The organism is Klebsiella planticola ATCC 33531 (assembly GCF_000735435.1).
GTDB lineage: Bacteria > Pseudomonadota > Gammaproteobacteria > Enterobacterales > Enterobacteriaceae > Klebsiella > Klebsiella planticola.
The window spans coordinates 1-14331 of the sequence record NZ_JMPP01000060.1 but is presented as its reverse complement, the minus strand read 5'-3'; the positions used below and the strand labels follow the sequence as shown (position 1 = coordinate 14331).

Annotated in this window: 15 protein-coding genes; 10 read left to right on the top strand and 5 right to left on the bottom strand. The window is 56.0% G+C overall.

Annotated elements, in window-relative coordinates:
- The first annotated feature begins 186 nt into the window (after window positions 1–186).
- The 7 genes from GRPL_RS03310 to GRPL_RS03340 all read left to right on the top strand — a co-directional run bounded on the left by GRPL_RS03310 (window position 187) and on the right by GRPL_RS03340 (window position 7869).
- On the top strand, window positions 187–1629 hold the full coding sequence (locus GRPL_RS03310) for an NAD-dependent succinate-semialdehyde dehydrogenase (protein WP_223849364.1): 1443 nt from the start codon (window positions 187–189) through the stop codon (window positions 1627–1629).
- Between the two features lie 9 nt (window positions 1630–1638).
- Window positions 1639–2457 (top strand): HpcH/HpaI aldolase family protein, encoded by an 819-nt coding sequence (locus GRPL_RS03315; protein WP_032700570.1) that lies wholly within the window; start codon window positions 1639–1641, stop codon window positions 2455–2457.
- Complete coding sequence (locus tag GRPL_RS03320) at window positions 2457–3449, top strand: hydroxyacid dehydrogenase (RefSeq protein ID WP_032700569.1); 993 nt, start codon at window positions 2457–2459, stop codon at window positions 3447–3449. The genes GRPL_RS03315 and GRPL_RS03320 overlap by 1 nt, the downstream gene beginning before the upstream one ends.
- Before the next feature lie 26 nt (window positions 3450–3475).
- Window positions 3476–4471 (top strand): inositol 2-dehydrogenase, encoded by a 996-nt coding sequence (gene iolG, locus GRPL_RS03325; RefSeq protein WP_032688831.1) that lies wholly within the window; start codon window positions 3476–3478, stop codon window positions 4469–4471.
- Between the two features lie 165 nt (window positions 4472–4636).
- Window positions 4637–5563: a substrate-binding domain-containing protein gene (locus GRPL_RS03330; protein ID WP_032696389.1), complete on the top strand. Its 927-nt coding sequence runs from the start codon at window positions 4637–4639 to the stop codon at window positions 5561–5563.
- 71 nt (window positions 5564–5634) lie between these two features.
- Window positions 5635–6687, top strand: coding sequence for a sugar phosphate isomerase/epimerase family protein (locus GRPL_RS03335; protein WP_032688829.1), 1053 nt, complete (start codon window positions 5635–5637; stop codon window positions 6685–6687).
- A gap of 9 nt (window positions 6688–6696) precedes the next feature.
- The gene (locus GRPL_RS03340) at window positions 6697–7869 is read left to right on the top strand and encodes a Gfo/Idh/MocA family protein (RefSeq protein WP_206098729.1); all 1173 of its coding nucleotides are present in this window, start codon (window positions 6697–6699) and stop codon (window positions 7867–7869) included.
- 43 nt (window positions 7870–7912) lie between these two features.
- On the opposite strand, the gene GRPL_RS03345 is transcribed toward GRPL_RS03340, so the two are convergent.
- Entirely contained in the window at window positions 7913–8929 is a 1017-nt protein-coding gene (locus GRPL_RS03345) for a substrate-binding domain-containing protein (RefSeq protein ID WP_032688827.1), read from the bottom strand.
- A gap of 144 nt (window positions 8930–9073) precedes the next feature.
- Here GRPL_RS03345 and GRPL_RS03350 point away from each other — a divergent pair, with 144 nt between their 5' ends.
- On the top strand, window positions 9074–10219 hold the full coding sequence (locus GRPL_RS03350; RefSeq protein ID WP_032688825.1) for a phytanoyl-CoA dioxygenase family protein: 1146 nt from the start codon (window positions 9074–9076) through the stop codon (window positions 10217–10219).
- Window positions 10220–10281: 62 nt separating this feature from the next.
- Here GRPL_RS03350 and fur read toward each other — a convergent pair whose 3' ends face one another.
- From fur to ybfF, 4 genes are all read right to left on the bottom strand, one after another.
- Window positions 10282–10734: a ferric iron uptake transcriptional regulator gene (fur, locus tag GRPL_RS03355; protein WP_015584881.1), complete on the bottom strand. Its 453-nt coding sequence runs from the start codon at window positions 10732–10734 to the stop codon at window positions 10282–10284.
- A gap of 292 nt (window positions 10735–11026) precedes the next feature.
- A complete protein-coding gene (gene fldA, locus GRPL_RS03360; RefSeq protein ID WP_032696387.1) occupies window positions 11027–11557 on the bottom strand; it encodes a flavodoxin FldA in 531 nt (176 codons plus the stop codon).
- Between the two features lie 149 nt (window positions 11558–11706).
- Window positions 11707–12000: a LexA regulated protein gene (gene ybfE, locus GRPL_RS03365; RefSeq protein ID WP_004859608.1), complete on the bottom strand. Its 294-nt coding sequence runs from the start codon at window positions 11998–12000 to the stop codon at window positions 11707–11709.
- A 133-nt stretch (window positions 12001–12133) separates the two neighbouring features.
- Complete coding sequence (gene ybfF, locus GRPL_RS03370) at window positions 12134–12907, bottom strand: esterase (protein ID WP_032688823.1); 774 nt, start codon at window positions 12905–12907, stop codon at window positions 12134–12136.
- Between the two features lie 183 nt (window positions 12908–13090).
- Between ybfF and seqA the strand changes: the two genes are divergently transcribed.
- Window positions 13091–13639 (top strand): replication initiation negative regulator SeqA, encoded by a 549-nt coding sequence (seqA, locus tag GRPL_RS03375; protein WP_032688822.1) that lies wholly within the window; start codon window positions 13091–13093, stop codon window positions 13637–13639.
- 32 nt (window positions 13640–13671) lie between these two features.
- A partial coding sequence (locus GRPL_RS03380) for a phosphohexomutase domain-containing protein (protein ID WP_032700567.1) occupies window positions 13672–14331 on the top strand: 660 nt, incomplete at its 3' end.

Below are 14331 nucleotides of genomic sequence, written 5' to 3'. Positions count from 1 at the left end.
AAATTTTCATTTTTATTTATTTTGAAATAAACGTTGCGATTTTGTTTTTTATCTCACTGATTTTTATTGATTAAATACACATCCCCTTCGTTTGTTTTGTCATAAATCCCCTTATTGCAATTTTTATTGCTTATAACCTATGTTTGCAATTAATGGTGATTTTAAGGCAGGAAAGCAGCCGGAGGCATGACGACAATGTACGACGATTATGGGCAGTTTATTGCGGGAGAGTGGCGTCGGGGGAGCGGTCCGCAATCGATCGCGGTATGCGATCCGGGCAATGGGCAGATTATCGGCCAGATTACGGCGGCGGCAGAAAGCGATACTCAGGATGCGCTGCGTAGTGCCGGGCAGGGACTGGCGCTTTGGCGAGAAACCCTTGCCTGGCAACGTGCCGATATCCTGCAGGCCGTGGCGCGAGAAATGGTGGCGATGGCGCCGGAGGCCGCGCTGACGATCTCCCGGGAAAGCGGTAAACCGTTGGCACAAGCGAAACGTGAGTGGGAGCTGTCGGTCGATCAGTTTGTCTGGTATGCCGAAGAGGCGCGGCGTATCTACGGTCGCATTATTGAAAGCCGCGTACCGGGCGGGCGTCTGGAGGTACACCATGAGCCGGTGGGGATCGTTGCTGCGTTCACCGCCTGGAATTTTCCGGTGGTGCTGGTGGCGCGTAAGCTGGCTCCTGCCCTGGCGGCCGGTTGTGCGGTGGTGCTGCGTCCCTCCAGCGAAGTTCCTGGTTCGGCGATGATGATTTTTGAGTGCTTACGCCGGGCGGGTCTGCCCGCCGGCGTGGCGAATCTGGTGATCGGGCCGACCTCTGCTACCTACGAGCCGCTGGTCAGTTCGCCGCTGGTGAAGAAGATCTCGCTCACCGGGTCGACCCGGCTGGGGCAGCAGATGATCCGCGACTCCGCCGCCACAATCAAACGCCTGAGTATGGAGCTGGGGGGGAACGCACCGGTGATCGTCTGGCCGGATGCCGACATCGATAAGGCGCTGGATCTCTCGGTAGCCACCAAATTTGCCAACAGCGGCCAGGTGTGTGTGACCTGCGATCGTTTCTATGTCCATGAGAGCTGCTATGCCGCGTTTGTCGACGGCTTTGCCGCGCGCGCCAGCAGACTGAAGGTCGGCTATGGTCTGGAGCCGGATACGCAAATGGGGCCGTTGATTCATCCCCGCCGTCTGGAGGAGATGGCAAGCATCGTTGAGGATGCCAGGCGTAAAGGCGGCCGGGTGGTGACCGGTGGACGGCGTATCGAGTGCAATGGCGGCTATTTCTTCGAACCGACGGTGATTGCCGACCTGCCGGATGAGGCGCGGGCGCTGGCCGAAGAAAACTTTGGCCCGATTGCCGCCATCACCTCTTTTGGCGATGACGATGATCTGTGGGCGCGGGTCAACAATAGCGGCTTTGCGCTTTCCGCCTATGCCTTCACTCGTGACCCGGCCAGGATGCGTGAAACCGTCGCCCGTTTCGAATCCGGTATGGTGGGGATCAACAGCTATGCGCTGGCGGCGGCTGAAGCGCCGTTTGGCGGGATTAAAGCCAGTGGCATGGGGCGGGAAGGGGGAAGCGAAGGTCTCCTCGACTATATGAATGTCAAGCTGGCACAAATTGTGGTGTAAGGAGCAGCGATGAAAACGAATAACATCAAAGCCTGCTGGGCGGCGGGGATACCGGTGCTGAACGGGTGGCTGAGTATCGCCAGCGCTTTCAGTGCCGAAATCATGGCGGAGCAGGGTTACGACGCGTTGACGATCGATCTGCAGCACGGTTTTGTCGGGTATGACGATGCCAGGCCGATGCTGCAGGCGATGCGCGCCAGCGGCGTGGCGCCGATGGTACGCGTGCCGTGGCTGGATCCTGGGATGATTATGAAGGCGCTGGACGCCGGCGCCTGGGGGATCATCTGCCCGATGATTAACACCGCGGAGCAGGCGCGCGAGCTGGTCTCCTGCGTACGCTACCCGCCTGCCGGTAGCCGCAGCTTTGGCCCAACGCGCGTGACGTTTTCCGCCGGCCAGGATTACGGCCAGCATGCCGATGAGCAGGTCGTCTGCTTCGCCATGATTGAGACCGCAGAAGCCGTACGCAATCTTGACGCGATTCTCGATACCCCCGGTCTGGATGGCGTTTACATCGGCCCGGCGGATTTAACCCTCGGTCTGACCGGACGTCGATACCGCACCGGCTTCGATCGTGAAGAACCGGAGATCGTCGCGGCAATCCAGCAAATTCTCGCGGCGGCCCACCGCGCCGGGAAGCGCACCGGTTTGCATAACGGCACGCCAGAGTACGCGGCGAAGGCCGTCAGCTGGGGATTCGATCTGGTCACCGTCTCTAATGATGTCCAGCTGCTGCGTTCCGCGGCCGCCGCCAGCGTTCAACGCTTTCACCAGCTGCAGGGGAACACCTCGCCGGCCGGGAGCGTTTCGCCGAAGGGAGGTTACTGATGCCGCATGTTCTGGTGGCCGGGAAAATTCATCCCGCAGGAATTGAGCTGTTGCGTAGTGCGCCGGGATTTACCGTCGAACTGATTTCGCCGGTGAGCGTCGACAGCTATGCGCCGTTTTTGCCGCAGGCCGATGCCTTATTGATCCGTACCCAGCCGCTGACCGCCGTAGAGATTGCGAGCGCCCGGCAGTTGAAGATCGTCTCACGTCACGGCGTAGGTTATGACTCGGTCGATATCGCAGCGCTGAGCGCCCGGCACATTCCGCTGGCGGTGGTGGGCGATGTGAATTCGCGTTCGGTGGCGGAGCATACCCTCGCGCTGCTGCTCGCGTTGGCGAAGCGGGTCTGTTACTTCGATCAGGCGATTCGTGCAGGAGACTGGAACAGTCGGAACACCTTTTCTGCCGTCGAACTGGCGGAGAGAACGCTGTTTATCCTCGGATTCGGCCGTATTGGCAGGGAGGTTGCCCGACTGGCGCAGGCTTTTCGCATGAAGGTGGTGGCCTGGGATCCTTATGTGGCCGACAGCGCGTTTGCCGATCTCGGCGTTGCCCGGGTTCGGGATATCGACGCCGGACTGCAGCAGGCGGATGCCGTCACTATTCATCTGCCGCGGGTGGGCGATCGGCCGCTGATCGGCCGGGCGGAACTGGTGCTGCTCAAACCCGGGGCATTGATTATTAATACCGCCCGGGGGGGAATTATTGATGAGGACGCGCTGGCCGGCGCGCTGGCCGCTAATCATCTCGGCGGGGCGGCGCTGGATGTTCTGGAATGCGAACCGGCGGATCTGGCCTCCGCGCTGCTGGAACAAAAAGAACGCCTGATCCTGACGCCGCACAGCGCCGGGTTGACCGGCGAAGCGGCGATGCGCATGTCGGTGTCGGCGGCGCAGAATATTATCGATTATTTCAACGAATGCCTGGAACCGTCGCTGGTCGTCAACCCTGAAGTGCTGGCGATCAATGCGGTGATGAACCCATTACCTTGAAGCCTGAAGATCCTGTGGAGAATACCATGATAAACGTTGCAGTCCTTGGCGCCGGGCGTATCGGCCATGTCCATGCGGCTAATGTAGCCGGTCATTGCGATGCTGTGCTGGCGGTGGTTGCCGATCCCTTTATTGAGAATGCGCAGAAACTGACGGCGGCATATGGCGGAAGAGCGATAAGCGATCCGCTGGAGGCTATCGCCGACCCGACCATCGACGCGGTGGTGATCGGGACGCCGACGGATACCCACGTGAGCCTGATGCTGGCGGCAGCCCAGGCTGGGAAGGCGGTGTTATGTGAAAAGCCGGTCGATCTGGATATTCAAAAAGCGCGTGAAGCCCAGCGGGTGCTTGGAGAACGCGCCTCCCGGGTGATGTTGGGGTTTAACCGCCGTTTTGACCCGGGTTTTAGCGAAATTCACCAGCGTCTGCGGGCGGGAGAGATTGGCGAGCTACATCAGCTGCTGATTACCAGCCGCGATCCTGGCCTGGCCCCGATGAACTACCTCAAACATTCCGGGGGCATATTTCGCGATATGGCGATCCATGATTTCGATCTTGCGCGCTGGATCCTTGGCGAGGAGCCGGTGGAAGTCTTTGCCAGCGGTAGCCGGCTGTTTGCGCCCGAACTGGAGGCGTTGGGCGACTACGATACCGTGATGGTGCAGCTGCGTACCGCTTCCGGCAAGCAGTGTCAGATTAACTGCAGCCGACAGGCGGTATATGGCTACGACCAGAGGATTGAAGCCTTTGGCGCCGGCGGCATGTTGCTTAACGACAATCAGCGTGAGACCAGCGTACGCCGCTACGGCGCACAAGAGACGGAAGTTCGTGGCCCGCTGCTTAATTTCTTTATGCAACGCTATACCGACGCCTATCGTCTGGAGATGGCGGCATTTATCCGTGCGGTAAAACAAGGGGGAGATGTACCGGTGAATATTCACGATGGCTGTGCGGCATTAGCGCTGGCAGACGCTGCACAATTATCGGCGGATACCCGGCAGGTCGTACAATTGAATTAACAGTTTTCTACAAAATATATCTGGATGAGTTGATGCCGCTGGCTATTTCCCCATGGTGGGACGGTGAACGCTTTGCTGAATATAGCCATTCAACGTAACCTGCCGGAAATTTTATTTATATTTTCGGCACACATTTAAAGCTAATCATTTATCTGGAAGATGAACATGAAAAAAATAACCTTACTGTGCCTTGCCTCGTTATTAGCCAGTCCTGCCGCCATGGCTCTTCAGGTTGGCGTAACGATGGCGCAAATGGATGATGTTTTCCTTTCACGGCTGCGCGGTTATATTGCCGAACGGGCAAAAACCTATCCCGATATGAAGGTGCAATTTGAAGATGCTCAGGGGGCGGTCGATAAATCGCTTGGCCAGGTGCAAAGTTTTATTAATGCGAAAGTCGACGTCATTATCGTTAATCCGGTCGATACTCAGGGGACAAAGAATATTACCGATGCGGCTCGCGCCGCGAAAATCCCGCTCATCTATCTCAACCGTATGCCCTCTGATTCGAAAATGGGCGATGGCGTAAGCTATATCGGCAGCGACGAGATCGAAGCCGGACGCATGCAGATGCAGTATCTCGCTGACATGGTGAAGGATCGCAAAAGCGTCAACGTCGCGATTATGAAAGGGCTGTTAAACAATGACGCTACCCGTTTCAGAACCCAGGGGGCGAAAGAGGTGATTGCTAAACACCCGAATATGCATGTGGTGCTCGAGGATACCGCGAAATGGATGCGCGAAGATGGTATGAATCTGATGAATAACTGGATACTTACCGGCGAGAAAATCGATATTCTTTCTGCTAACGCTGATGAAATGGCCATCGGCGCGGCGATGGCCATTAAAAGTAATGGCATGAAGGTGGGTAAAGATATTCTGGTGGGTGGGACCGATGGCGGAAATAATGGCCTGCAGGCCATGAAAACCGGCATGATGACCGTGACCGTATTTCAGGATGCCAAAGCCCAGGCCTTCGGGGCCGTCGATATGGCTGAGAAAATATCGAAAGGGGAAAAGGTAAAAGATATTGAATTTATCCCCTTCCAGTTAATTACCCCAGAAAATTATCAAAAATTCATGAACCATTAATAATGGATTGTCCGACGGTCAATGAGTGCACTGGTGATATTCACAAGTGCACATTTTATGACGGAGTTTTTATGCTTACGATGAAAGGTCCAGGCGTTTTTCTTGCGCAGTTTGCTCGCGATGAAGCGCCTTTTCATTCTCTGAACGCGATCGCCGGTTGGGCGGCGGAAAAAGGGTTTAAAGGGGTGGAGATTCCCAGCTGGGATGCGCGCCTGATTAACCTTGAGCGCGCGGCGGAGAGCCAGACCTATGCCGATGAAGTGCTGGGCATCCTCGATGAACACGGGCTGGCGTTGACCGACCTCGCCAGCCACCTGCAGGGACAGCTGGTGGCGCTGCATCCGGCCTTCGATCTGCCTGCCGATAGCTTTGCCCCGGCGGCGCTGCGCAATAATCCCCGGGAGCGCCAGCAGTGGGCAAGCGAGCAGCTGCTGCTGGCGGCAAAAGCTTCACGGCGGCTGGGCCTGACGAAGCATGTCACCTTTTCCGGTACCCTGCTGTGGCCCTATCTCTACCCCTATCCGCAGTGGCCGGAAGGGTTGATTGAAGAGGGGTTTACCGAGCTGGCCCGCCGCTGGACGCCGATCCTCAATGCCTTTGACCAACAAGGCATCGATCTGTGCTACGAAATTCATCCCACCGAAGACCTTCATGATGGGCTGACCTTTGAGCGCTTTCTGGAAAAAACCGGCAACCACCCGCGCTGCAACATCATGTACGACCCGAGCCATCTGATCTTGCAGGGAATGGATTACCTGACCTACATCGACCATTACCACGAGCGCATTAAAGCATTTCACGTTAAGGATGCCGAGTTTCGCCCGGACGGCAAAACCGGCGCCTACGGCGGCTATCAGCCGTGGAGTCGCCGGGCGGGACGCTTTCGTTCACCGGGAGACGGGCAGATCGACTTCGGGGCGATCTTTTCAAAACTGACCGGTTATGACTTTGACGGCTGGGCGGTTCTGGAATGGGAGTGCTGTTTTAAGAATCCGGAAGATGGCGCCCGGGAAGGGGCGCAGTTTATCGCGGAACACATCATCAAGGTGACCGATCAATCCTTTGATGATTTCTGTAAATCCTATGCCGATCGTTCGGTAAACCGAAGCATTCTCGGACTATAAGAGGGCAAAATGAGCAGACAAACTTTGCAGGGACGGCGTATTCGCTTAGGAATGGTGGGCGGCGGAGAGGGGGCTTATATCGGCGGAATTCATCGCTTTGCCGCCCGGCTTGACGATCGCTACGAGCTGGTGGCTGGCGCATTTGACGTCGATGCGGAAAGGGGACGGGCGTTTGCTCTCGACAATTTGATCGCCGAGGATCGTGCCTATACCGACTATCAGAGCATGGTTGCCGCCGAAGCGGCCCGCGAGGACGGTGTCGATATCATCGCTATCTGTACGCCGAATTTTACCCATTTCCCGATAGCCCGCGCCTGCCTTGAAGCGGGGATAGATGTCATTTGCGAAAAGCCGCTCACCACCACCCTGGCGGAAGCGGAGGCGCTGCAGGAGATCGTGGCGCGAACCGGGCGCTTCCTCGGCGTGACCTATACCTATTCGGGTTACCCGATGGTTGTGGAGGCGCGTGCGCGGATCGCGGCAGGTCTGCTGGGCAAGGTACGTACTGTACAGGTGGAATATCCGCTGGAGTGGATGGCCACCGGCGTGGAAATGAAGAATAATCAGCAGGCGGCCTGGCGGGTCGATCCGCTGAAAAACGGCCGCGGCGGATCGATTGGCGATATCGGTACCCACGCCTATCATCTGGCGGGCTATGTCACAGGGTTGAAGGCGCAGAGCGTGCTGGCTGACTTAGCCACTTTCGTTGAAGGCCGTGCTCTGGATGATAATGCCCATGTGCTGATCCGCTATGAAGGCGGCGCGCGTGGAATGCTGTGGTCTTCGCAGGTGGCGATCGGCTGCGCCAACGCGCTGCGTCTGCGGGTATTTGGCGAAAAAGGCAGTTTGATCTGGTCCCAGGAGCAGCCCAACGAACTGGTTTTCACTCCGTTAGAAGGGGTGACGCAAATCATTAAGCGCGGGCGCGCGGATCTGGATGCGCTCACGCAAGCGCGTACCCGCACGCCGCCGGGCCATCCTGAAGGCTATATCGAGGCGTTCAGCAACCTCTACAGCGGCTTCGCCGCAGCCTTGCATAGCCGTGAGGCGCAGCAGGCGCTCAGCCTGACGGGTGCCGCGGTACCGCAGGTGTATGATGGTCTTAAAGGCGTGGCGTTTGTCGAGGCGGTTGTCGACAGCCATGAGCAGGGGTCGCTGTGGGTCACGCCAGCATACCGCTGAGGCGATGTGGATGCGCACTCTTCACCGACTGCGCATCTTCCTTTCAGGTATACATATTGAACCGGGTGATGATGTTGATCCGTGAATAGGGTTTGAGCGAGTCGCCCTCAGGGATAAAACCGTGGAAGGCCAGCAAAGAGCGGAATGCGGTCTGCGCATCCAGCTGCAGATTGTGTTCTATCAGCGCATCGATTTTCCCCGCCTGCATCAGTGCCCGGTTTTCCCGGTCAAAATCATGGCCGATAAAGGTCTTTATGCGTCGGTTTCTCTCGGCGAAGGCGCGGATAATCCCCGCGTTACCGCCGCCGACGGTATAGACCGCTTCGGTATGCGGATGAGCATCAAGGTACTGGCACAGACAGGCGTACATCTGATGGTCAATGCCCAGTCCGCCGGCGACGACATTGATGCTGTTGCGCGGGGCAAACTGTTCAATTCCCGAGATAAATCCGGCAATACGCTCCCGCTCTCCGATGAAATCATTGCTGCCGGTGACGGCGGCGATTTGAGTGCTGTCGGCGCCCAGCCACTTTGACATCAAAAATGCCGCGGCTTTGCCCGCATCAACATTATCCATGCCGATGTAGCGCAGACGGGCGCTGGACGGAATGTCGGTGACGATGGTGACAACCGGCACGCGGCGTTTGAGCAAAGCGTCGATGGTGGAAACCAGCGAGGGGGAGTTCATGGCCTTTAAAATCACGCCGTGGCTGCTGAGCGCGCATTTTTTCAGCAGCGCGTTCATCTCTCGCTCGCTGATGTCCTCGTAACAGTGGAAGCGGAGCTGAATGCGAAAGGGGTTAAAGCTGGCTAACTGGCTGCTGAGCGCCTCCCTGACCAGCTCGCTAAAGCGTTCAGGGGTATGCATGATGACATCGAAATAGATCGTTCTTCCCTGGGCGAGCCCGGACTTTTGCAGCAGTTCCAGATCGGCCAGAGCCTGCTGAATGCGATGCAGCGTTTGCGGGTGTACCTGCCCCCGATGATGTAGCGCCCGGTCGATCGTGGCGAGACTCAGTCCTGACTGAGCGGCTATCTGCTTTTGGGTAAATTTTGCCATCGATCACATGAGGTTTTTATGAGGTTTTTTTGAGGTTCTTGATGTGGAGTCTAGCTGCTAAGTTATTTCTTAACAACGTTCGTTTTCGAGACGTTGAACAAAAAAATAACCGCCGTCTGGCACCCTTACCCCGTGGAGCTACTCATGACATCGCAATATTTTGTCCGACCCGATCGGGCCTCAGTTGAGGATTTCAACATCTTCTGTCAGCAGCAGGTGAACAAACAAGACTATCCGCTGGTCAGCGAAGTCGCTGAGGAAGTTCTGATTTACGACCATGACGTGTTAGCGCAGGCCGCGGCGACCAATAAACATGCGGTATTAAGCGAGCTACATCAGGGGCTCTCTTACGGTCCCGGCGTGCTGGTGGTACGCGGGCTTTATCAGGATATGGATGTCATCGACCGCGCTTCGGCGGTGTTTGAAACCATCATGGCCGATGAGTCTCGCACCCGGGTTCAGGCTGACCACTTTTCTCGCGCGGGGAACAATGGCCGGATCTGGAATGCGTTACAAAAGCTGGCGGAGCGTAGCCCGCAGACCTTCTGCGACTACTATGCTAATGAAATGCTTGGGTTAATTTGTCAGGCGTGGTTGGGACCTGCGTGGCGAATGACCGCTCAGGTTAACCAGGTACGCCCTGGCGGCGAAGCGCAGCAGCCCCATCGCGATTATCATCTCGGCTTTCAGCAGGGCGAGTTTGTTGCCGAGTTTCCCATCCCTGCGCAGATTCTGTCGCAGTATTTGACGTTACAAGGGGCGGTTGCGCACAGCGATATGCCGCTGGCGTCAGGGCCTACGCGCCTGCTGCCGTTTTCGCATCAGTATGAGCTCGGCTACATGGCCTACCGCCAGCCGGAGTTCGTCGACTACTTTAACCAGCACTATGTTCAGTTGCCGCTGCAAAAAGGCGACGGGCTGTTTTTTAACCCGGCGTTGTTTCATGCCGCCGGGAACAACACGACGACTGATCATGTTCGCACCGCTAATCTTTTGCAGATCTCCTCGGCGTTCGGCGTCCCGATGGAAGATGTGAACCATGAGCTGGTGTTGAAAAAAATCTATCCCCAGCTTCAGGACGGGCAATATCGCGCGGGCGATTTTCAGGCACTGATTGCCGTGGCTGCCCGGGGCTACTCATTCCCCACCAATCTTGATACCGACCCGCCATTAGGTGGAATGGTCCCGAAAACCCAACAGACTCTGGTGCGGGAAGCGCTGGCAAACCGGTGGGATGAGGAACAGTTTACCCGTGCTCTCGACGAGCATACCGCGCGCAGAAAAGGGTAGGCGTTTGCACATAAAAAAAGCCAACCGTCAGGTTGGCTTTTTGTGGTCCGCGCGGTGGGAAATTACTTTTCCAGCGCGTCGTGTGCATGTTCATCTTCGCGGCAGTCGCCTTCCGCACAGTGGCCGTAAAGATACAGGCTGTGGTTGGTCAGACGGATGCCATGGCGGTGGGCGATTTCACGCTGACGCGCTTCGATAGACTCATCGCTGAATTCGATCACTTTGCCACAATCGAGGCAAATAAGGTGATCGTGATGGTGCTGCTGGGTCAGTTCGAAAACAGACTTACCGCCTTCGAAGTTGTGACGAGTCACAATGCCAGCATCATCAAACTGGTTCAGCACGCGATAAACAGTAGCGAGACCAATTTCTTCACCCATGTCGATCAGGCGCTTGTATAAATCTTCCGCACTGACGTGATGGTTATCCGGTTCCTGCAGGACTTCCAGGATCTTTAATCGTGGAAGTGTGACTTTCAGGCCAGCCTTCTTTAATGCGGTATTGTTGTCAGTCATGCGGAATCTGTCCTGTTGCTAAACGATCTACTTCCATCAGCGGAAGTAATACAGAGAATCACCCGATGCAATGCGTCTCATTATAGAACTGCCATCGTTAAATGAAAACTGCAAGTATCGGGCCTTGTATGCTGTCAAAAACGAGGTCCCAGCTACAAACTGCGTCACCTGACCTCGTTAAATCAGAGGACATTGTACAGATATGTGATTAAAAGTTAAAAACTTGTAGCTATTAGTTTGATTGCTTCTATCTATTAATGCGGCGAAATTTAACGGTAACGCCGCACAATCATCAGGCGTTTTTGATTTCTTCGAGATGCAGCTCTTCAGAGACCTGCTTAACCCACTTAGTCACGCGTTCGTTGGTCAGCTCCGGCTGGCGGTCTTCATCGATAGCCAGACCGACGAAGTGATCGTCATCCGCCAGGCCTTTAGAAGCTTCAAAATGATAGCCCGCAGTCGGCCAGTGGCCAACGATGGTGGCGCCGCGCGGTTCAATGATGTCGCGGATGGTGCCCAGCGCGTCACAGAAGTATTCCGCGTAGTCTTCCTGATCGCCGCAGCCAAACAGCGCAACCAGTTTACCGTTAAAGTCGACCTCTTCCAGCGTCGGGAAAAAGTCATCCCAGTCGCACTGAGCTTCACCGTAGTACCAGGTCGGAATGCCGAGCAGCAGGATGTCGTAGGCTTCCAGATCTTCTTTGCTGCTCTTGGCAATGTCGTGAACATCAGCAACATCTTTACCAAGCTGCTTCTGAATCATTTTTGCAATATTCTCGGTGTTGCCCGTGTCGCTGCCAAAAAAGATGCCGATGATTGCCATGAGTAAAATAACCTCTTGAAACTTAATGATGTGGTAGTGGCGTAATGCCCGCAGATAACGGCAATCATAGCAGAACAGGAGAGGGCGCGGAAACAGCAATCACGCCCGACTGCACACTCTGCTACATGAAAGTGTTTTTTTGAGGATTTTCAGGCTTTATCCCGGCTGTGCAGGGTTGCCAGCTGGTTCATCAGCATCTCTTCGATCAAATCGCTGCGGTTCATATTGCGAGCTTCCGCCAGTTCGTTGAGCGCATCAACCGCTTCAGCGTTGAGTTTTAACTCCACACGCTTCAGGCCGCGAACTTTATCGCGTTTGAGCTGATTGCGTTTATTTATGCGCAGTTGTTCATCGCGCGAAAGCGGATTGGTCTTTGGTCTACCCGGGCGACGCTCGGTTGCGAACAAATCTAATGTCGTACGGTCCGTTTGTTCTTTTGCCATGATTCAGAGTGACTTCGGGGAAACAAGTTGCCGGGCTATAGCCGACACAGATAGCGCGCCATAATACATCAGGCGAACCGCTGCGCCAACGACCGCGGGCATTCTGCAGCGCGGTCGGGCAGTTTTTAGCCAGTTAAGCCTGCAAAGCGGTCAGATAGCGACGAATGGCGCGCAGGACGGCTTCCGGTTTCTCCGCATGTACCCAGTGGCCGGCGCCGGCGATGACGTGCGCCCGCGCCTGTGGGAACTGGGCGAGCAGGGTATCGCGATAGTCATCGGTGACGTAGGGGGAGTTGCCTCCCGGGATGAACAGGGTTGGATGAGGCCAGGCAGGAACCGTTTGCCAGCCCACGATGTGCGGATATTGATCCCATAACACCGGCACGTTGAAGCGCCACTGGCCATCAACGAAGGATTTCAGCAGAAACTGAATCACGCCTTCTTCCTGTAGATGTTCGCGCATCACCGTGGCCGCCTGCTGACGGGACGCGGCGCCGGCGTCGGTGACGGCATTGATGGCGTTGAAAATTTCATCATGACGGCGCACGTGATAGTCCACCGGAGCAATATCAATGGCGACCAGGCCTGCGATGCGCTCCGGCGCCAGCGCGGTGAGCGCCATGACCGCTTTTCCGCCCATCGAATGACCAATAAAGGTGGCTTTCTCTATCTGCCGATCGTCAAGAGTATCGAGCAGATCCTGCGCCATCGCCGCGTAGGTCATCTCCGGCGAACGGGGAGAAAGACCGTGGTTACGCATATCAACCTGCAAAATATCGTAGTCGTTCACCAGGTCGCGGGCGAGGATGCCCAGGTTGTCGAGACTGCCAAACAGACCGTGGACCAGGACAACCGGGGAATTATTGTGCGGATTTTGTGCAGATTGCGTGCGGCTATTTAATTTCATGGCAAAGTTCTTTTTTTCGCTTCGTCGGGTTAGGGTATTATGTTGGACATTCTGCCATCCGGCTGCAAGACCCAGAGCTATCTGAGTTTTACCGCCATCCTGGTTTGACGCTATCCGCGGTCAGGATTTGTCCTTATAATCCTGACAACTTGTATTCAGAATAAGATATCGCACTGGATTAAGATGAAAACAATTGAAGTTGATGATGATCTCTATCGCTATATTGCCAGCCACACCCAGCATATTGGCGAGAGTGCATCCGACATTTTACGGCGCATGCTGAAATTTTCCGCCGTTTCCCAGACTGCCGCACCGGCTGTAAAAACCGCTCCGGCGCCGGCAGCGACGCCTGCCGTCGAAGCGAAGCCCGTGAATCCGGCGAAAGATAAAGTCCGCGCGATGCGCGAGCTGCTGTTATCTGATGAATACGCCGAACAAAAACGCGCGGTGAACCGCTTCATGCTGGTCCTGACCACGCTGTACTCCTTAGATAACAAAGCGTTTGCTGAGGCCACCGAGTCTCTGCACGGGCGCACCCGCGTTTACTTTGCCGAAGATTCGCGGATCCTGCTAAAAAGTGGTAACCAGACCAAACCCAAACAGGTTCCTGGTACACCGTGGTGGGTTATCACCAATACGAATACCGGTCGTAAGTGCAGCATGATCGAACACATCATGCAGTCGATGCAGTTCCCAGCGGAATTAATTGAGAAGGTCTGCGGCACGATCTAGTTTTATTCACCTTGCATCAGAAGGATCAGGCAATGGCAATCGATAAGCGTGCGGGTCAGCCTGCACAACAGAGTGATTTGATTAACGTCGCTCAGCTGACCGCGCAGTACTACGTACTGAAGCCGGAAGCGGGCAACGCGGAGCATGCGGTGAAGTTTGGCACCTCTGGCCATCGTGGCAGCGCAGGGCGCCATAACTTCAATGAGCAGCATATTCTGGCGATCGCTCAGGCGATTGCGGAAGACCGCGCGAAGAACGGGATTACCGGTCCCTGCTACGTAGGTAAAGATACCCACGCGCTCTCCGAGCCGGCCTTTATTTCGGTTCTGGAAGTGCTGGCAGCCAACGGCGTTGATGTTATCGTGCAGGAAAACAACGGTTTCACCCCGACGCCGGCCATTTCCAATGCCATCCTGGTGCACAACAAAAAAGGCGGTCCGCTGGCGGACGGCATCGTGATTACGCCGTCGCATAACCCGCCGGAAGATGGCGGTATCAAGTACAACCCGCCGAACGGCGGTCCGGCGGATACCAACGTCACCAAAGTGGTCGAAAATCGCGCCAACGAACTGCTGGCCTCGGGTCTGCAGGGCGTCAGGCGCCTCTCCCTCGATGCGGCACTGGCATCCGGTCATGTCAAAGAGCAGGATCTGGTGCAGCCGTTTATCGAAGGACTGGCGGATATCGTCGAC